At 71.0% G+C, this 17,570-nt stretch carries 16 protein-coding genes; 6 read left to right on the top strand and 10 right to left on the bottom strand.

Features of this window, described 5'->3' with window-relative positions; all coding sequences use genetic code 11:
* Positions 1-28: 28 nt before the first annotated feature.
* Positions 29-322 (top strand): DUF4229 domain-containing protein, encoded by a 294-nt coding sequence (locus ABTU82_RS10845; protein ID WP_407173475.1) that lies wholly within the window; start codon positions 29-31, stop codon positions 320-322.
* 38 nt (positions 323-360) lie between these two features.
* Here ABTU82_RS10845 and ABTU82_RS10840 read toward each other — a convergent pair whose 3' ends face one another.
* From ABTU82_RS10840 to ABTU82_RS10830, 3 genes are all read right to left on the bottom strand, one after another.
* Positions 361-1,332, bottom strand: a complete 972-nt coding sequence (locus ABTU82_RS10840) for a 1,4-dihydroxy-2-naphthoate polyprenyltransferase (protein WP_407173474.1) — start codon at positions 1,330-1,332, stop codon at positions 361-363.
* A gap of 78 nt (positions 1,333-1,410) precedes the next feature.
* Positions 1,411-2,559 carry an AMP-binding protein gene (locus tag ABTU82_RS10835; RefSeq protein WP_407173473.1) on the bottom strand — a complete coding sequence of 383 codons (1,149 nt, stop codon included), beginning with the start codon at positions 2,557-2,559 and terminating at the stop codon, positions 1,411-1,413.
* A 64-nt stretch (positions 2,560-2,623) separates the two neighbouring features.
* Positions 2,624-3,526: a 1,4-dihydroxy-2-naphthoyl-CoA synthase gene (locus ABTU82_RS10830; RefSeq protein ID WP_116647763.1), complete on the bottom strand. Its 903-nt coding sequence runs from the start codon at positions 3,524-3,526 to the stop codon at positions 2,624-2,626.
* Positions 3,527-3,694: 168 nt separating this feature from the next.
* Here ABTU82_RS10830 and ABTU82_RS10825 point away from each other — a divergent pair, with 168 nt between their 5' ends.
* Entirely contained in the window at positions 3,695-4,309 is a 615-nt protein-coding gene (locus ABTU82_RS10825) for a Fic family protein (RefSeq protein WP_407173471.1), read from the top strand.
* Positions 4,310-4,318: 9 nt separating this feature from the next.
* Here the strand turns inward: ABTU82_RS10825 and ABTU82_RS10820 are convergent, their stop codons facing one another.
* Positions 4,319-5,119: an LLM class F420-dependent oxidoreductase gene (locus ABTU82_RS10820; protein WP_407173469.1), complete on the bottom strand. Its 801-nt coding sequence runs from the start codon at positions 5,117-5,119 to the stop codon at positions 4,319-4,321.
* A gap of 33 nt (positions 5,120-5,152) precedes the next feature.
* Here ABTU82_RS10820 and ABTU82_RS10815 point away from each other — a divergent pair, with 33 nt between their 5' ends.
* Positions 5,153-6,148 carry an o-succinylbenzoate synthase gene (locus tag ABTU82_RS10815; protein ID WP_407173467.1) on the top strand — a complete coding sequence of 332 codons (996 nt, stop codon included), beginning with the start codon at positions 5,153-5,155 and terminating at the stop codon, positions 6,146-6,148.
* On the opposite strand, the gene ABTU82_RS10810 is transcribed toward ABTU82_RS10815, so the two are convergent.
* The gene (locus ABTU82_RS10810; protein ID WP_407173465.1) at positions 6,129-6,767 is read right to left on the bottom strand and encodes a TetR/AcrR family transcriptional regulator; all 639 of its coding nucleotides are present in this window, start codon (positions 6,765-6,767) and stop codon (positions 6,129-6,131) included. The genes ABTU82_RS10815 and ABTU82_RS10810 overlap by 20 nt on opposite strands.
* 117 nt (positions 6,768-6,884) lie before the next feature.
* On the opposite strand from ABTU82_RS10810, the gene ABTU82_RS10805 reads away from it, so the two are divergent.
* From ABTU82_RS10805 to ABTU82_RS10795, 3 genes are all read left to right on the top strand, one after another.
* Positions 6,885-9,656, top strand: a complete 2,772-nt coding sequence (locus tag ABTU82_RS10805; RefSeq protein ID WP_407173463.1) for an MMPL family transporter — start codon at positions 6,885-6,887, stop codon at positions 9,654-9,656.
* Complete coding sequence (locus ABTU82_RS10800; RefSeq protein ID WP_407173461.1) at positions 9,653-11,620, top strand: YhgE/Pip domain-containing protein; 1,968 nt, start codon at positions 9,653-9,655, stop codon at positions 11,618-11,620. The genes ABTU82_RS10805 and ABTU82_RS10800 overlap by 4 nt, the downstream gene beginning before the upstream one ends.
* A gap of 158 nt (positions 11,621-11,778) precedes the next feature.
* On the top strand, positions 11,779-12,681 hold the full coding sequence (locus tag ABTU82_RS10795) for an endonuclease domain-containing protein (protein WP_407173460.1): 903 nt from the start codon (positions 11,779-11,781) through the stop codon (positions 12,679-12,681).
* 83 nt (positions 12,682-12,764) lie between these two features.
* Here ABTU82_RS10795 and ccsB read toward each other — a convergent pair whose 3' ends face one another.
* From ccsB to ABTU82_RS10770, 5 genes are read right to left on the bottom strand one after another with little or no spacing between them, the layout of a single operon-like run.
* Positions 12,765-13,802: a c-type cytochrome biogenesis protein CcsB gene (gene ccsB, locus ABTU82_RS10790; RefSeq protein WP_116647755.1), complete on the bottom strand. Its 1,038-nt coding sequence runs from the start codon at positions 13,800-13,802 to the stop codon at positions 12,765-12,767.
* Positions 13,799-15,535, bottom strand: coding sequence for a cytochrome c biogenesis protein ResB (resB, locus tag ABTU82_RS10785; RefSeq protein WP_407173458.1), 1,737 nt, complete (start codon positions 15,533-15,535; stop codon positions 13,799-13,801). The genes ccsB and resB overlap by 4 nt, the downstream gene beginning before the upstream one ends.
* A complete protein-coding gene (locus tag ABTU82_RS10780) occupies positions 15,516-16,268 on the bottom strand; it encodes a cytochrome c biogenesis CcdA family protein (RefSeq protein ID WP_407173456.1) in 753 nt (250 codons plus the stop codon). The genes resB and ABTU82_RS10780 overlap by 20 nt, the downstream gene beginning before the upstream one ends.
* Positions 16,265-16,855 (bottom strand): TlpA family protein disulfide reductase, encoded by a 591-nt coding sequence (locus ABTU82_RS10775; RefSeq protein ID WP_116647752.1) that lies wholly within the window; start codon positions 16,853-16,855, stop codon positions 16,265-16,267. Before ABTU82_RS10775 ends, ABTU82_RS10780 begins: the two co-directional genes overlap by 4 nt.
* Positions 16,855-17,499: a histidine phosphatase family protein gene (locus tag ABTU82_RS10770; RefSeq protein WP_116647751.1), complete on the bottom strand. Its 645-nt coding sequence runs from the start codon at positions 17,497-17,499 to the stop codon at positions 16,855-16,857. Before ABTU82_RS10770 ends, ABTU82_RS10775 begins: the two co-directional genes overlap by 1 nt.
* Positions 17,500-17,570: the final 71 nt, after the last annotated feature.

Genomic DNA, 17,570 nt, shown 5'->3' with positions numbered 1-17,570 from the left:
TGCGCCGGGGCGGATCTAGAATGGCCCGATGCGCGTCCGCTCCGCTTTCCTCTACACCGTGCTGCGGTTGCTCGCGTTCCTCGTGCCGTTCTCGGTGCTGATGCTGTTCCCGGCCTTCCAGAACGGGCTGTACTGGCTCGCCGCGATCTTCGCGGCGCTGATCGGTCTCAGCCTGTCGCTGCTGTTCCTGCGTCGCCCGCTCGAGTCCGTCTCGGGGGGCCTCGCCGAGCGCCGCGCCGCGCGCGCCGAGGCCCGCGGCGCGCAGGTCGACGCCGACAGCGAAGACGCCGCCGACGAGGCGCGCCGCGACTCCGACGCCTGACGGCGGCCCGCCGCATCCGCCCGATCGCGGACGCCTCGTCAGCCGATGAAGGCCCAGAAGAGGAAGGCGCCGTACGCGACCGACGTGAGCGACGTCAGCGCGAGGGCGGTGACCAGTTCGCGCGGGGCCCGGTAGGTCCAGACGATGAGGATCGCCGGGAGCGCCGCCAGGAGCGCCATGAGGGTCAGCCACGCGCCGGGGTAGAACGGCGCGAGGAACACCGCGATCGCGAAGGGCAGCAGTACCAGTGCGGTGAACAGCGCCTGTGTGGCCCGCCTGCCGATGCGGACGCTGAGGGTCTTCTTGCCCGCCACCTTGTCCTGATCGATGTCGCGCAGGTTGTTGGCCAGCAGCACCGCGACGGCGAGGAACCCCGCCGCGACCGCTCCGAACCAGGCCTCCTGCGGGATCGACAGCACCTGCACCCACGTGGTGCCGACGGTGGCGACGAGCCCGAAGAACACGAAGACGAACAGCTCACCGAGACCGGCGTAGCCGTAGGGCCGCTTGCCACCGGTGTAGAACCAGGCCGCGGCGATGCAGGCGGCCCCCACCAGGAGCAGCCACCACTGCTGGCTGCGGATCACCAGAGCGATGCCCGCGAGTCCGGCCAGGGCGAAGAACACCAGCGCCACGATGAGCACGGTGCGCGGCTTCGCGCGGCGCGAAGCCGTGAGGCGGGCGGGGCCGACGCGGACGTCGTCGGTGCCGCGGATGCCGTCGCTGTAGTCGTTGGCGAAGTTCACGCCGATCTGCAGGAGGACCGCCACCGCGAGGCAGGTGAGGGCGATGACCCAGTGGAACTGGTTGTCGACGAGCCGGGCGGCACCGGTTCCGATGAGCACCGGGGTGATCGCCAGGGGCAGCGTGCGCAGGCGTGCCGCGCCGATCCAGTCGCGGGCCGTCGCCTTCGGGGGCGGCGGCGGCGCACCCTGTGCCTTGCGCGGGTTCCCGCGCGGCTGCTGTCGCTTGGCGGTGCTCGTTCGGGTCTTTCGCGTCTTGCCTGCCATGAGGAGAGATCCTACGGCGGCGAGGAGGCGGCGGCCGTCTCGCCGCGAGCCGCGGGTTCCGACGGCACGCGACGGACGCTACGTGGCCGAGGCCAGCGCGAGTCGTCGAGCCGCCGCGCGGTCGGGCTTTCCCGAGGGGAGCATCGGGATCTCGTCGACGAAGCACACCCTCGACGGACGGGCGGGGCGGCCGACCTCCGCCTCGACGACGTCGCGCGCGCGTCGCAGCACGCCGTCGGTGTCGGCGTCGCGGGCCGCGACGATGACGGATGCTTCGCCCCACCTCTGGTCGGGAACCGCGACGACGACGGCCGACTCGAGGCCCCGGATGCTGCGCACCGCCCGCTCGACGCGGTCGAGCGAGATGTTGACGCCACCCGAGACGAGCACGTTGTCGATCCGGCCGTGGATGCTCAGCACGCCGTCGTCGATGCGTCCGGCGTCGCCCGTGCGATACCAGCGGGTGCCATCGGGGTCGCGCAGGAACGCCGCATCCGTCCTCTCGGGATCGCCGAGATAGCCGTCGGCGAGCGTCGGGCCCGACACCTGCACCTCGCCGCCCTCGACCCGCAGCGCTACGCCGTCGAGGGCGACCCCGTCGTACACGCAGCCGCCGCTGGTCTCGGTCGAGCCGTAGGTGCGGGCCAGCCGCACCCCCATGCCCTCCGCCCGCGCGCGCACGGCCGGCGGCAGCGCCTGGCCGCCGACGAGGATGCGCTCGAACGAGCGCACCGCCCCGAGCACATCGGGATCGTGGTCGGCCGCGTCGAGCAGTCGCTGCACCTGGGCCGGTACGAGCGAGGTGTAGGTGGGCACGCGCACTCCCCCGACGCTCGACGCCATCGAGCGGGCCGCCGCGGCGAAAGCCTCGGGCGAGAAGCGCCCGGCGAGGATCGCGGGTTCGCGCCCCGACACGAGGGAGCGCACGAGCACCTGCAGTCCCGCCACGTAGCCGGCCGGCAGGGCGAGCAGCCATGCGCCCTCCCCCAGGCGCGCCGCGGTCGCCAGCGCGCTGGCGGTGAGGGCGCTGCGGCTGAGCGCCACCGACTTCGGCACGCCCGTCGAGCCGGAGGTGGTGACGACGACCGCCGTCCCCGCCGGCACCTCGCCCGGGAGCGCCGCATCCGCCGCCCCGAGCGAGATCGCGGGCCCGGCTCCGAGCACCGCGCCCCGGACCGCCCGCAGAACCTCCCGGGGTTCGTCACCGTTGATCGCTTCGAGCCGCATGTCTCCTCGTCAGATGCCGCACACCGGGGCTTCGCCTACGCCGGTAGGCCCGGTTCGCGGCACCTCAGTAGTGGTAGGGGTAGTCCGACCAGTCGGGATCGCGCTTCTCGAGGAACGCATCACGCCCCTCCACCGCCTCATCGGTGCCGTAGGCCAGACGCGTGGCCTCGCCGGCGAAGACCTGCTGCCCGACCAGGCCGTCGTCGACCGCATTGAACGCGAACTTCAGCATGCGGATCGCGGTCGGGCTCTTCGTGAGGATCGTGCGAGCCATCGCGATCGCTTCGACCTCGAGCTCGGCGTGCGGCACGACGCGGTTGACCGCCCCCATCTCGTACGCGCGGTCGGCGGAGTACTCCTCGGCGAGGAAGAACACCTCGCGCGCGAGCTTCTGCCCGATCTGCCGGGCGAAGTAGGCCGAGCCGTACCCGGCGTCGAACGATCCGACGTCGGCATCCGTCTGCTTGAAGCGACCGTGCTCGCGGCTCGCGATCGACAGGTCGCACACCACATTGAGCGAGTGCCCGCCGCCGGCCGCCCACCCCGGGACGACCGCGATGACGACCTTGGGCATGAAGCGGATCAGCCGCTGCACCTCGAGGATGTGCAGCCGCCCGCTGCGAGCAGGGTCGGGCGCTGTCGCATCGTCGGTGGCGTAGGTGTAGCCGTCGCGACCGCGGATGCGCTGATCGCCGCCCGAGCAGAACGCCCAGCCGCCGTCCTTCGCGCTCGGCCCGTTGCCGGTGAGCAGCACCACGCCGATGCGGGGGTCCTGCCGCGCGACGTCGAGCGCATGGTGCAGCTCGTCGACCGTGTGGGGGCGGAAGGCGTTGCGCACCTCCGGCCGGTCGAACGCGATGCGCGCGATGCGCCCGTCGAGGCTCGTGTGAGCCGTGATGTCGGTGTAGCGCTCGTCGGCGGCGGTCGGCTGCCACACCGCGGGGTCGAACAGATCGGAAACGCTCACCTGTCCAGCCTACGGCTCGCCACGGTCGGCAGATGGGCAACAATCTCTTCCGCGTCAGCGCAAATACTTCCCACTCCGCTTCGCAATTAGTTAACGATCGACACTCACAGGTGCATGCGAAAAATCAGCCCAATCCCTAGTGTGAGTGCAAGTAGTTTCGTCGCTGCGATGAAAAAGAGAGCCGATGTCCAACAGCTCGAGACCACGACGACGTCCGGCGCCGACCAACTCCGCGAGATCAGGAACATCGCCGAGACGGCTCGATTCATCGATCAGCTCGACCCGGAAGCTCCGTTGACGCACAACCTCATCCGCGAGATCCATCGCCGAGTCGTCGACGGGCTCATCCGTGAAGGAGACCCCACTCCCGGCTCCTACCGCGAGCAAGAGGTCGCGATCACGAACTCCGCGCACGTCCCGCCCTCCTGGGTGACCGTGCACCCGGAGATCACGACCCTGTTGGACTTCGCGAACGCCTCGAAGCCGCTGCACGAGCAGATGCTGCAGCGCGACGGGCTGGTCGACCCGGACGAAAGCGCCGCCCTGCGCATCGCCCTGACGACCGGAGTCATCAAAGCGGGCGACCTGGAGCCCATCGTTCCCGGCTCCCCTGCACGTCGCTCTCGATTCATCCGCAGTCTGCGGGAGCGGTCACTCCTGCAGCAGGCTGAAGAAGGACCGCGCTTCTACCGCCTCTCCCTGTCTCGCGGCCCCCTCGCGCCCCGATTGATCCGTCGGCTCGACGCCCTCGGCTATCTCCCCCGGATGTTGGCGAACGACTGAGTCCGTCGCTCAGACGGCGTTCTTGCCGTCGCGCCAGCGCAGCCACCGCGTCACGACGTCGTAGTCGGGCGACCCCGGGGCCCATCCGAGCGTGAACAGCCGTGTGCCCGCATCGAAGAGGGCGTCGGCGTCGCTCTCGCCGCGGTTCTTCAGCTCGTTCGAGACGATGAGGCCCGAGAGGTCGCGCCCCTCGGTCTCGGCCCAGTTCTCGATGACGGAGATCTTGTGCGCGAGACCCTCGGCCGGCACGAAGCTGTGCCAGATGTCGGCATGCCGAGCGACGAAGCGCAGCGTCTTCTGCTCGCCCGCTCCGCCGATCATGATCGGGATGCGGCGCGTGGGCGGCGGGTTGAGCTTCCCCCACCGCGAGACGACGCGGTCGAGATCCTGCCCGAGCGCCGTCAGGCGCGATCCGGCGGTGCCGAACTCGTACCCGTACTCGTCGTAGTCGCGCTCGAACCACCCCGAACCGGTGCCGAAGATGAACCGGCCGGTGTCGCCGCCACGGGCGCTGATGTGGTCGATCGTGCGGGCCATGTCTGCCTGCAGGTCGGCATTGCGGTAGCTGTTGCAGTTGACCAGCGCGCCGAACTCGACGCGCTCCGTCTGCTCCGCCCACGCGGCCAGCATGGTCCACGACTCGAAGTGGGGGCCGTCCGGGTCGCCGTGCAGCGGGAAGAAGTGGTCCCAGTTGAACAGGATGTCGACACCGAGGTCTTCCAGGCGCGCGGCGGCCTCACGGATCTGGGGGTAGGTCGCGTGCTGGGGTTCGATCTGCACGCCGAGGCGAACGGGAGTGTCGAGAAGCATGCCGTCAGCCTATTCCGGCGTCATGATGAGGGGATGAGCACACTGCCGTCTCTCGACGAACTCCTCACGACCGCGCGCGTCGTGGCGCTACCCCTGGCCACACGGTTCCGCGGCATCGACGTCCGCGAGGCGATGCTCATCGAGGGCCCGAACGGGTGGAGCGAGTTCTCGCCGTTCACCGAGTACGGCGATGCCGAAGCATCCGTGTGGCTCGCCGGCGCCGTCGACTTCGGCTGGGCGGATGCTGCGCCCGCACGCCGCGGCGAGGTGCGGGTCAACGCGACGGTGCCCGCCGTCGCCGCCGACGCCGTCGCGGGGGTGCTCGCGCGGTTCGACGGCTGCCGGACGGCGAAGGTCAAGGTCGCCGAGCCCGGACAGACGCTCGCCGACGACGTCGCCCGGGTCGCCGCGGTGCGCGCGGCCCTCGGCGCCGAGGGGCGCATCCGGGTCGACGCCAACGGTGCGTGGAACGTCGACGAGGCCGAGCACGCGATCCACGCGCTGGCCGAGTTCGACCTGGAGTACGCCGAGCAGCCGTGCGCGAGCATCGACGAGCTGGCCGAGCTGCGCGGGCGCGTGAAGTACATGGGCATTCCGATCGCCGCCGACGAGAGCGTACGAAAGGCCGACGACCCGCTGCGGGTGGCCCGGGCGGGGGCCGCCGACATCCTGATCGTGAAGGCGCAGCCGCTCGGCGGCGTGCACCGTGCGCTCGAGATCGTCGCGCAAGCGGGGCTCCCCGCCGTCGTCTCGAGCGCCCTCGACACGTCGGTCGGGCTCTCGATGGGAACCGCGCTGGCCGCCGCCCTCCCCGACCACGACTATGACTGCGGGCTCGGCACCTCGGCCCTGTTCACGAGCGACGTGTGCGATCCCGCGCTCTCACCGCGCGGCGGTGTGCTGCAGGTCGGGCGCGTGTCGCCGTCAGCGGAGCGCCTCGACGCGCTGCGGGTCTCGCCGGAGCGCGACGGATGGTGGCGCGAGCGGCTCGCCCGCTGCCATGCGGTCCTCAGCGCGGGCGATCGATGACGAGGTCGGCGACGATCGCGAGCGCCTCGCCGATGCGCCGGGTGATACCGGCCTGATCCGCGTCGTCCATGACGGCGTCTTCGGCGGCGGCCGACCAGGCCGTCATGAAGAGATCCGACGCGTGGGCGGGCGCAAGACGCAGTGAGATGTGCTGCGCGCGAGCGATGTCGGTGATGATCTGCGCGACCTCGGTGCGCAGCTGCGCCTCCTGCGAGCGGTAGGCCGCCGCGACGATCGGATCGCGGAGCGCCCGGATGCGGGTCTCGCCCATGAGCAGCACCGCGGTCCGGTCTGCTCCCGACGCCTCCAGCACCTGCTGCACGAGGGTCAGCGAATCGGCGGGTGCGCCCGCGAACCCGACCGTCTCGAGGTCGGCGACCTTCGCGCGGACGGCCGCGATCTGGTGGGCAGCCGCGCGCGCACACAGCTCGAGGAAGAGCTGCTCCTTGCTCTCGAAGTTCGAGTAGAACGCGCCGCGCGTGTAGCCGGCGGCCTCGCAGACCGCCTCGACCGAAGCCGCGTCGAGACCCACCTCGGCGAAGACCTGTGCCGCGGCGTCGAGCAGGCGCTGGCGGGTGTTCTCGCGTCGGCGCGGAACGGCGCCCTCGGTGTCGGTCATGATGGTCCTCCGGTTCACACGGATCGCTCAGCCTCGGCCGGCCGATCGCGCTCTACGATACATCTGTGTATTGGATACAGTGACGTATCGAACTTCCTTGATCGAAACGGAGCCTCCGTGTCCACACTGCTGTACTCGCTCGGACGCTGGTCGTACCGGCACGGCGTTCGCGTACTGCTGGCCTGGATCATCGTCCTGGTAGCCGCCGGCGGCGGCGCGGCACTGTTCAGCCAGGGCACCGACAACTCGTTCTCGATCCCCGGAACCGAGTCGCAGGAGGGACTGCAGCAGCTCTCGCGCACGTTCCCTCAGGTGAGCGGCACGAGCGCGCAGATCATCGTCGTCGCGGCTCCCGGCGACCGGGTCGACGAAGCGCCGTACTCGACCGACATCGCCACCACGATCGGCGAGCTGCGCGCGGTCGACGGCGTGCTGGCCGTGACCGACCCGTTCGACCAGACCGTGTCGGGCCTGGTCAGCGACGACGGCGACGCCGCCATCATCCGCTTGCAGTTCAACGGGCAGGCCGGCGACGTCTCGCCCGAGGCGAAGGCCTCGCTCACCGACGTGTCGAACTCCCTCGGTGCCGAGCTCCCCGAGGGCTCGCAGGTCGCCCTCGGCGGCGACCTCTTCGGCACCTCGATCCCCGGGGTGACGATCACCGAGGCGGTCGGGCTCATCATCGCCCTGCTCGTGCTCATCGTCACGTTCCGCTCGTTCGTCGTCGCCGGCCTCCCCCTCCTGACCGCGGTGATCGGCGTCGGGCTCTCGATGGCGCTCATCTTCGTCGCGACCGCCTTCGCGTCGATCTCGTCGACGACCCCGCTCCTGGCGCTCATGCTGGGCCTTGCGGTCGGCATCGACTACGCGCTGTTCATCGCCGCGCGACATCAGGATCAGGTGCGCGAGGGCGTCGACCCCGAGGAATCCGCCGCCCGCGCCACCGGCACCGCCGGTTCGGCCGTCGTCTTCGCCGGGGTGACGGTGCTGATCGCCCTCATCGGCCTGTCGTTCGCGGGTATCCCGTTCCTCACGACGATGGGCATCGCCGCATCCGTCGCCGTGGCGATCGCCGTGCTCGTCGCCGTCACCCTGACCCCCGCGATGCTCGGCCTCGTCAAGGGCCGGATCGTGGGGCGCCCGCGGCGGCAGAAGAAGGGGGCGGATGCGGCGACGCACGCCCCGAAGCGGATCAACGCGTGGGTGCGGGTCGTGTCGAAGCATCCGATCGCCGCGACCGTCTCGGTGGTCGCCGTGCTCGGCGTGCTCGCGATCCCCGCGTCGAGCCTCGCCCTCGCGCTGCCGAACGCGGGCATGCTGCCCGAGTCGAACCAGGCGCGGCAGAACTACGACCTCGCCGCCGAGTATTTCGGCCCCGGCGTCAACGGCCCGCTCGTGATGACGGGCACCATCGTCACCTCGAACGACCCCGTCACGCTGATGAACGACATCGCGGGTGAGATCGACGACCTGCCCGGCGTCGAGCGGATCGCGCTGGCCACCCCGAACGAGACGGCCGACACCGGCATCGTGCAGATCGTGCCGTCCACGGCCCCCGACGACCCGGCAACCGCCGACCTCGTGCGCGAGCTGCGCGCCCAGCACGACAGGCTGCTCGACGAGTACGGGATCGACCTCAAGGTGACCGGCTACACGGCGGTGGCGATCGACATCTCCGACCGACTCTCCGGCGCCCTCGTGCCGTTCGCGATCTTCGTCGTCGGTCTGTCGTTCATCCTGCTGATGATCGTCTTCCGCTCGATCGCGGTGCCGCTGACCGCCGCTCTCGGCTACCTCCTGTCGGTGGCGGCCGCCTTCGGCGTGGTCGCCGCCGTGTTCGAGTGGGGGTGGTTCGCCGACCTCCTGCACGTGACCCGCGTGGGACCGGTGATCAGCTTCATGCCGATCGTGCTGATGGGCGTGCTGTTCGGACTCGCGATGGACTATCAGGTGTTCCTCGTCACGCGGATGCGGGAGGACTACGTGCACGCCCGCGCCCGGGGCGGCGCCGCTGCCGACGCGCGGGCGACCGCCATCGAGGCGGTGCGCACGGGCTTTTCGGCCACCGCCCGCGTGGTCACCGCGGCCGCGCTCATCATGTTCGCCGTCTTCGCCGCGTTCGTGCCCGAGGGCGACTCGTCGATCAAACCGATCGCGCTGGGCCTGGCCGTCGGCATCGCCGTCGACGCGTTCCTCGTGCGCATGACCCTCATCCCCGCGCTCATGACGCTTCTGGGCGCCCGGGCGTGGTGGATCCCCCGGTGGCTCGACCGGCTCCTGCCGTCGTTCGACGTCGAAGGCGAAGCCGTCGAACGCGAACTGGCGCTGCGCGACTGGCCCGCGCCGGGGTCGACCGCGGTCATCGCCGCCGACGGCGCCGGGCTCGAGGCTCGCGGCGTCGACGTCTTCGCCGGGTTCACCGCCACGGTCGAACCGGGTGGCGCGATCGTGCTGACCTCCTCCGACGTCCGCGCGTCGCGGGTGGCGCTGCTCGCGATCGCAGGTCGCGTGTCGACCACGTCGGGGCGACTGCGCGTCGCGGGGCATCTGCTCCCCGGCCGGGCCGCGTGGGTGCGCGGGCACGTGGCCGTCGCCCTCCTCGACGACGCGGCCGACCCGCTCGCCGAACTCCGAGGCGTCCTCGCGGGGAGCCCCGGGCTCGTCGCCCTGCAGGGGCTCGACGCCCTCGCCCACGGGGCCCTGCGCGATCAGGCCGCGGCGATGCTCCGCGACGCCGCCGCCGAGGGCAGGTGGACGCTCGCGATCTCGGCGGCCGATCCCCACGCCGCCCGCGGGGTGCTCGACGACGCCGGCTGGCGCGACGCGCAGACCGTGCGCGTCGAGAGCCACTCCTCCCGTTCCGCCGAACTTCCCGAGGTGAACGCATGACCACTTCCACGTCTCTTCCGGGGCGGGCGATCGAGCGCGCGAACTCCCGCCGCCCGATCACCTGGCTCACGATCATCGGGGCGCTGCTCCTGCCCGCCGTGATCGGCGGCATCCTCGTGGCTGCGCTGTACAACCCCGCCGAACGCCTCGATTCGGTGACGGCCGCCATCGTGAACGACGATCAGGCCGTCACGATCGACGGACAGCTCGTACCGCTCGGACGCCAGCTCACCGCCGGTCTCGTCGACGGTTCCGACGAGGTGGAGAGCAACTTCGACTGGACGATCACGAACGAGCAGGATGCGGCGGACGGGCTCGCCGACGGCACCTACGCCGCCGTCGTGACGATCCCCTCGAACTTCTCGGCCGCCGCGACGTCGACGGCGCCCGGCTCGACTCCCGAGCAGGCGACGATCAGCGTGAGCACGCCGCCCGACAGCCTCGTGGTCGACGACGCCATCTCGGCGCAGGTGACCCAGGCCGCCGCATCCCTCACCGGCACCATGCTGAGCGAGACCTACCTGCAGAACGTCTTCCTCGGATTCACCACCCTCGGCGACCAGCTGGGCACCGCGGCCGACGGCGCGCACCAGCTCGCAGACGGCGCTCAGCAGGCCGCCGACGGGGCCGCCCAGCTGCCGTCCGGTGCGACCGCGCTGGGCGACGGGGCCGGGCAGCTGGCCTCGGGGGCGACCCAGCTCGCCGGGGGCCTCGACCAGATCGCGGGCGGCATCGGGCAATCCGCCGACGGCGCCGGGCAGCTCGCCGCCGGGCTCGATGCGGCGGCGGCCGGCGTGAACAACCAGCAGCTCGTGGGCGCCGCCGCCTCCGCGAACGGCTACGCCCAGACCACCGCCACGCAGACGGCGCAGCTGGCGGCCACCCTCGGCGCCCTGGCTCAGCAGTGCGCGACGGGAACCCTCGATCCCGCCCTCTGCGCGCAGGTCGGCGGGGCGGCCCAGAGTGCGGTGGAGGCGGCGACCAGCGCAGGCTACGCCGCGGGCTACACCGCCCCGACCGCCGACGGGATCGCGCAGCTGACGTCGCAGTCGTCGGCCGGGCTGAGCGAGGCGGCCGCGCAGACGCGCACGCTGCAATCCGGCCTCAACCAGCTCGCCGCCGGGACCGCCCAGTCGGCCACCGGTGCGCGAGGGCTCTCCACGGGGGCGACGCAGGTGTCGGACGGCGCCGGGGAACTGGCGACCGGGTCTCAGACCCTCGCTGACGGGGTTGCGCAGCTCGCCACCGGCACCGACGACCTCGCCAACGGGTTGACCACCGCCGTGGAGCAGGTTCCGACCTACACCGAGACGCAGGCGAAGGATCTCGCCTCGGTCGTGGCAGATCCGGTGGCCGCGGAGGGCATCGGCTCGAACCTGTTCGGCTCGACCGCGATCCCGCTGCTGGCGAGCGTCGCGCTCTGGTTCGGTGGGCTCGGCACGTTCGTCGCGCTCCGCGCCGTCACCGCGCGCACGATCAGCTCGCGTCGCCCGTCGGCCCTCCTCGCCGGCCGGGCGCTGCTCCCGGCCGCGATCATCGGCGCCGTGCAGGGTCTGCTCGTCGCGGGCGTCGTGCAGCTGGCCGCCTCGTATGACGGGGGCCAGTGGTCGCTGTTCGCGGTGGTGTCGGTGCTCACCGGTATCGCGTTCGCCGCGGTGAACCAGGCGCTCGTCGCGGTGTTCGGCGGGGCCGGGCGCTGGATCGCGGCGCTCATCGGCGTGATCGCCGTCGCGACCGGGATCGTCTCGACCGTCCCGGGGGTGCTGAAGTCGGTCGCGGGCCTCCTGCCCACGGCGCCGGCGTACCAGGGCGCCGTCGACGCGCTCACCTCGAGCGGCAACCTCGGCGCCGCGATCGCGGGCCTGGCGATCTGGGCGGTACTCGCCTTCATCGCGACGACCCTCGCGGTCGCCCGTCGCCGCTCGGTCTCGACCCGCGCCCTCCTGGCGGCGTCGCCCGCCTAGCGCCGGCCTCGAGAGTCCAAGACACCCGGACGCCGCCCACGGGCGGCCCGGGTGTCTTGGACTTTCGGCGTTCCTCCCCAGGGCGCCGGAGGGAGCGAACTGTGCACAGATCTCCTCGGGCGCAGGAGCGGGTGCGGGGAGGCGCGCACCCTGGGCGGATGAAACGCGCCGAGCTCCCGCCCTCGTTGCAGGGCGCCTCCTTCCGAACCAACGCGGCGAGGGCAGCGGGCGTGGCTCGCGACCGGCTCGACGCCGCGGATCTGTTCGCGCCGTTCCACGGCGTGCGCGCGCCGGCCGATGCGCTCCGCGACTCCGTCCTCGACCGGTGCCGGCTGCTCCTGCCACGGCTCGATGGCCTGCAGTTCTTCAGCCACAGCACCGCCGCCGCGCTCTGGCAGATGCTGCTCCCCCGCTCCGCCGAGATGGGGCCGCTGCACGTGGCCGCCTGCCCGCCCGCGCGGGCGCCGCGGACGACGGGAGTGATCGGCCATCGCACCGACCTCACCGCCGAGATGCTCACTCTCGCCCAGGGCTTGCCGGTGCCCTCGGTCGCCGAGACATGGGCCCAGCTCGGCAGCATCCTCACCCTCGACGACCTCGTCGCCGCGGCAGACGGCATCCTGACGGCGGGCTCGGCCTCGGCCGAAGATCTCGCAGCAGCCGTCGTGCGGCTGCGAAGGAGAGGAGCACGCGACCTCGCTCGGGCCCTGTCGGAGATGCGCACCGGCTCGGAATCGCGGCCCGAGACGCGAACCCGCCTCGTGCTCTCGCGCGCCGGGCTCCCCGAGCCGGAGCTGAACCAAGACCTGCGCTCGGCGGACGGTCGATTCATCGCACGACTCGACATCGCGTATCGGCGCTACCGCGTGTGCGTCGAGTACGACGGACGCCAGCACGCCGAGCACGCGCAGTTCGCCCGCGACGCCGATCGCTGGGCGGACATCGAGGCCGAGGGGTGGATCATCGTGCGGGTGATCGCGCACCACCTCGCCGATCCGCCCTCCCTCGTCGCCCGCGTCGAACGCGCGCTGCGCTCGCGCGGATGGTCACGGGCTAACTGAGAGTCCACAACACCCGGGCGACCGACCTCGTGCGTCCGGGTGTTGTGGACTCTCAGAAAGAGAGAGCGAGCGAGCCGCGGGGTTTACGACAGGCCGGAGTAAACGTGCAGGCCCTTGAAGAACATGTTCACGATGGTGAAGTTGAACAGCACCGCGGTGAAACCGATGATCGACAGCCATGCCGAGCGGGTTCCGCGCCAGCCGCGCGTCGCGCGGGCGTGGATGTATCCGGCGTAGAGCACCCAGATCACGAAGGTCCAGACTTCCTTCGTGTCGAAGCCCCAGTAGCGACCCCACGCGTCGTTGGCCCAGATCGACCCGGCGATGAGGGTGAAGGTCCAGAAGATGAACCCGACGATCGCGAAGCGGTACGCGAGCGACTCCAGCGCGTCGGCGGTGGGGATCGTCCGCAGGAACGGCAGTCCGATCCGCTTCGGGGCCGCGGTGCCCTCGGTTGCCACGAGCTCGGCGGATGCTGCGACGCGAGCCTCTCGGCGGGCCTGCAGCAGCTGGAGCACCGAGAGCCCGAAGGCGAGCGCGAACAGCCCCGTGGCGAAGGCGGCGACGAAGACGTGCACCACGAGCCAGACCGACTTCAGCGGGTCGGCCAGAGGGGTGACCTCGACGTAGAAGCTGAGGAGGGTGCCGCCGAGGAGCACCACGGTCATGCCGGTGATGAACGACCCGAGGAAGCGCAGGTCGTAGCGGAACAGTGTCACGAGGTAGACCGACACGATGATGAGCGTGCCGGTCAGGGCGAACTCGTACATGTTCGACCACGGCACGCGCTCGGCGGCGAGGCCGCGCAGCACCGTACCGGCGAAGTGGAACAGGAACGCGAGCACCGTCAGCGTCGTACCGATGCGCGCCCAGACGAACCGGGGCTTGGCAGGCAGCTCGGCACCCTGCCGGGAGCCGGCGGCCGAGCCAGAGACCGACCCACCGCCCGCGGCGACGAGTTCGCGTGCCTCCGCGGCATCCTGTGCCTTCACGGCGAGGTCGGAGCGGCGCGCGAGGTCGACGGCGTACGCGATGAACGCGAGCACGTAGATCGCGATCGACGTCCAGACGAGCAGCAGCGAGACCGCGTCGAACGAGAGCGCGTCTTCGGTTCCGGTCATGGGGTGATTCTACTTCCGGGGGTGTGGCGGCGGGCTTCGAAGGCGAGGGAGTGACGGGCCTCGAGAGCGGAGACGGCTTCGGCCAGGGTGGGGTCCTCGCCGCGGGCGAGGCCTGCGTACTCGATGCGGACGGCGTCACCGTCGGGGGTGACCTTGACCCACATGCGGCGCCGGGGAACGAACAGCGCGGCGAGCAGACCCGCCAGCGCGAGGAGCGCGAAGCCGAGCACCCAGGGGGCGGCGATGTCGCGGTGGATCGACAGCGATACGAACCTCTTCACCGACTGGTCGAGGTTCGCCGCTCCCTCCGGCGAGGCATCTTCGAAGGTGATGGTGCCGAGACCGTTCGGGAGGGCCTGCGTCTCGCCGGGGGCGAGTTCGATGGAGTCGACGCCGGTGTCTCCGCCGGTGAGCTGCTCCATGTCGTTGACGTCGAGCGTGTACACCGAGCGAGGGGTCCCCCCGTCGATACCGAGGTCACCGCTGTAGACGTTGAGGGTCAGCACCGGGTTGGCCAGCGACGGGTAGGCCGAGGTGAACGCGCCCGACTCGAGCGGGGCCTGCGTCGGGTAGAAGAAACCGATGAGTCCGAGCTGCTCGGGGAAGCCGTCGGGCACCTTGACGACGCCGAGCGAGGTCATATTGCTGTCCTGGGGAAGGAACGGCACCGAGTCGGTGTAGATCGCGGTCCCCTCCGCGTCGCGGATCGTGATCGTGGGGGCGTATCCGTTGCCGAGCAGGTACACGCGATCGCCGGCGACATCGAGAGGGTGGTTGACGCGCACCTCGCCCTCCTTCGGCTCCTCGCCCGCGAGACGGGTGGTCATGTGCGCCACGAAGTCACCGGCCTGCCCGGCCCCCTGCTGCCCGAAGGGCACGTACGAGATGTCGAACCGGTCGAGCGTCATCGAGTACGGAACGAGATTGTCGGCATTGACGAAACGACCGGGGTTGAACGAGGAGTAGTCGAGCAGCGTGTTGGTGAAGGTCGTGCCCTGCACGATGACGCGCTGCCCGGTGTAGGTGAACCCGCCGCCGACCCCGACCGCGATGAGCACGCCGACGAGCGCCGCGTGGAAGACCAGGTTGCCCGTCTCGCGGAGGTAGCCCCGCTCGGCCGACACCGACAGCGCTCCACGCGCGTCGTACCGTTCGACGCGGTAGCCGCTCTTTCGCAGCTGCTCCTGCGCCGCCTCGACGGCGGCGGAGGCGACGGATGCGGCGTCCTCGCCGTCGCGCAGCTCGACACGCGTCTCGCGGTAGTCGTCGAGGCGGGCAAGACGCGCGGGAGTGCGCGGCGGCCGGGTGCGCAGCGCCTTCCAGTGGTGCTTGGTGCGCGGCAGCACGCAGCCGACGAGTGAGATGAACAGCAGCAGGTAGATCGCCGAGAACCAGGGCGAGGTGTAGACGTCGAACAGGCTCAGGTTGTCGAGGATCGGTGCGAGGTCGGGGTTGTCGGCGAAGTACTGCGTGACGCCGTTCGGGTCGGCGCTGCGCTGGGGGACGATCGACCCGGGCACCGCGGCGATCGCGAGAAGGAGCAGGAGCACCAGCGCGGTGCGCATGCTCGTGAGCTGACGCCACCCCCACCGCAGCCACCCGACGAATCCGAGCGAGGGCGAGGTGATCGCGTCGCCGTCGGCGTGGTCGGACGGACGCAGCGGATCGGCGGAACCGGATCCGTCGTCGCGCCCGTCGTCGGGAACGGACGAGTCAGAGCGGGAGCGGGACACTTCCCATCACCCCCTGCAGCTGCGACATGAGAGAACCCCAGACGCCCGTGACCATGAGCAGGCCGAGCGCGATCAGGAAGAGACCGCCGACGATGTTGACGGCGCGGATGTGCTTCCGCAGGAACGATGTCGACCTCGTCGCCCAGCCGAAGCCGAGGGCGAGCAGGAGGAACGGGATGCCGAGACCCAGTGAATACGCCAGGCCCAGCAGCGCCGCTCGCCACGGGTCGCCGAGGTTGTACGACACCGAGAAGATCGCGGCCAGGGTCGGGCCGATGCACGGGGTCCACCCGATGCCGAGCGCGATGCCCAGGAGCGGCGCACCGACGAGACCGACACCGCTCTTGGCCTGCAGGCGCATGGTGCGCTGGGCGAGCCCGAACAGACCGATGAAGACGAGCCCCATGAGGATGACGACGACGCCCATGATGCGCGTGATCACGTCGGCGTACTGCAGGAAGAATCGCCCGACCGTGCCGCCCAGCACGTTCACCGTCATGAAGACGAGCGTGAACCCGGCGATGAACAGCAGCACGCCTCCGACGAGGCGCCCCCTCCCGGGAGATGCGGATGCTGCGCCCCGACGGGGTGCGACGGTGCCGCCGATGAAGCCGAGGTAGCCCGGGACGAGCGGCAGCACGCACGGGGAGAGGAACGAGACGAGGCCCGCGGCCAGGGCGATGGGGACCGCGAGCCAGAGGGCGCCGTCGAAGACGATCGCGCCCGGATTCACGTGGTCTCCGCCAGCGCGTCGCGCACGAGGGTCTCGAGGATGGACGACTCCTCCAGCTCGCCGATGATGCGGGCGGCCACGCGCCCCTGCTTGTCGAGCACGAGTGTCGTGGGAGTCGCGTTGATGGGCGTCTTGTCGGCGAAGGCGAGCTTGACCGATCCGGAGTTCACGTCGATGACGCTCGGATACGACACGTTGTTGTCGCGGGCGAACGAGGCGGCCGTCTCGGCCTGGTCGTAGGTGTTCACGCCGAGGAACGACACGTCCTGACCCTCGAACGACGTGTAGGCCGCCTCCAGCCGCGGCGCCTCGACGATGCAGGGGCCGCAGGCCGCGTACCAGAAGTTGACGACGAGCACGTCGCCGGCGTAGTCGGCACTGGTCACCTCGTCGCCGTGCTCGGTCGTACCGGCGAAGTCGACCGGCTCGCCGCGCTCGGCGGCGGGGATCTCGTCGACGCGGAAGTCTCCGGCGATGAACCCCTTGTTGTCACCCTCCCGGTACTGCGAGGCGAGGGGGTCGTTGGTGCAGGCCGCGAGGCCCACGACGAGGGCGGCGGCCGCGGCGGCCGCGAGAAGACGGCGCATCACACGGCTCCGACATCGATGGCGCCGGCGGTGGTCGCCGGCTCGGCGTAAGCGACCTCGACCCAGCGCTGTCCGGTCGCGGGGTCACCGCGTCGCTCGAAGGTGGTGACGCTCGAGAGCGCGCACCGGCGGTTGCGGGGATCGTGCTTCATCGGGAGTCCCGCGACGGCGAGGTGCGTGACCCAGATGGGGAGCTGGTGCGAGACGACGACGACGTCACCGCGGTCGGTGCGGTTCCACGCATCGTCCATGGCCTGCAGCATCCGCCCGGCGACCCGGTCGTAGGGTTCTCCCCAGCTCGGTACGGCGGGGCGGGTGAGGTGCCGCCAGTTCAGCGGATTGGCGAGGGCGCGCCGCATCCGTCGCCCCTCGAAGACGTTGGTCGGCTCGATGACGCGCTCGTCGATGTAGGGGTCGACGCCGAAGGTCTCCTCGAACGGCTCGGCCGACTCCCGAGTGCGCTGGAGGGGCGAGACGACGAGCGCACCGATCGGCCGCTCGAGCCCGTGGACGTATTCGGCGGCCTGACGCGCCATGCGACGCCCGTCGACGCTCAACCCGAAACCGGGGAGACGGCCGTAGAGCACGCGACGCGGATTGTGCACCTCGCCATGACGGACGAGGTGGAGACGGTCGGCAGGCACCCGCCCAGTCTACGGCGGCGGGTTCTGCGAGCCCGCTGAGGGCGGGACAGATCGCTCGACGCCGAACGGTC

This window comes from Microbacterium deferens, from assembly GCF_045517775.1.
In the GTDB taxonomy this organism is placed as follows: domain Bacteria; phylum Actinomycetota; class Actinomycetes; order Actinomycetales; family Microbacteriaceae; genus Microbacterium.
Note: the sequence above shows the minus strand (reverse complement) of the source record. Positions and strands in the feature narration are given on the sequence as shown.

What these genes read in the sequence shown, in the direction of transcription:
- ABTU82_RS10845 (WP_407173475.1), top strand. Translation starts at nt 29, where the DNA reads ATGCGCGTCCGCTCCGCTTTCCTCTACACCGTGCTGCGGTTGCTCGCG.
- ABTU82_RS10840 (WP_407173474.1), bottom strand. Translation starts at nt 1,332, where the DNA reads ATGGCAGGCAAGACGCGAAAGACCCGAACGAGCACCGCCAAGCGACAG.
- ABTU82_RS10835 (WP_407173473.1), bottom strand. Translation starts at nt 2,559, where the DNA reads ATGCGGCTCGAAGCGATCAACGGTGACGAACCCCGGGAGGTTCTGCGG.
- ABTU82_RS10825 (WP_407173471.1), top strand. Translation starts at nt 3,695, where the DNA reads ATGAAAAAGAGAGCCGATGTCCAACAGCTCGAGACCACGACGACGTCC.
- ABTU82_RS10820 (WP_407173469.1), bottom strand. Translation starts at nt 5,119, where the DNA reads ATGCTTCTCGACACTCCCGTTCGCCTCGGCGTGCAGATCGAACCCCAG.
- ABTU82_RS10815 (WP_407173467.1), top strand. Translation starts at nt 5,153, where the DNA reads ATGAGCACACTGCCGTCTCTCGACGAACTCCTCACGACCGCGCGCGTC.
- ABTU82_RS10810 (WP_407173465.1), bottom strand. Translation starts at nt 6,767, where the DNA reads ATGACCGACACCGAGGGCGCCGTTCCGCGCCGACGCGAGAACACCCGC.
- ABTU82_RS10800 (WP_407173461.1), top strand. Translation starts at nt 9,653, where the DNA reads ATGACCACTTCCACGTCTCTTCCGGGGCGGGCGATCGAGCGCGCGAAC.
- ABTU82_RS10795 (WP_407173460.1), top strand. Translation starts at nt 11,779, where the DNA reads ATGAAACGCGCCGAGCTCCCGCCCTCGTTGCAGGGCGCCTCCTTCCGA.
- ccsB (WP_116647755.1), bottom strand. Translation starts at nt 13,802, where the DNA reads ATGACCGGAACCGAAGACGCGCTCTCGTTCGACGCGGTCTCGCTGCTG.
- ABTU82_RS10775 (WP_116647752.1), bottom strand. Translation starts at nt 16,855, where the DNA reads ATGCGCCGTCTTCTCGCGGCCGCCGCGGCCGCCGCCCTCGTCGTGGGC.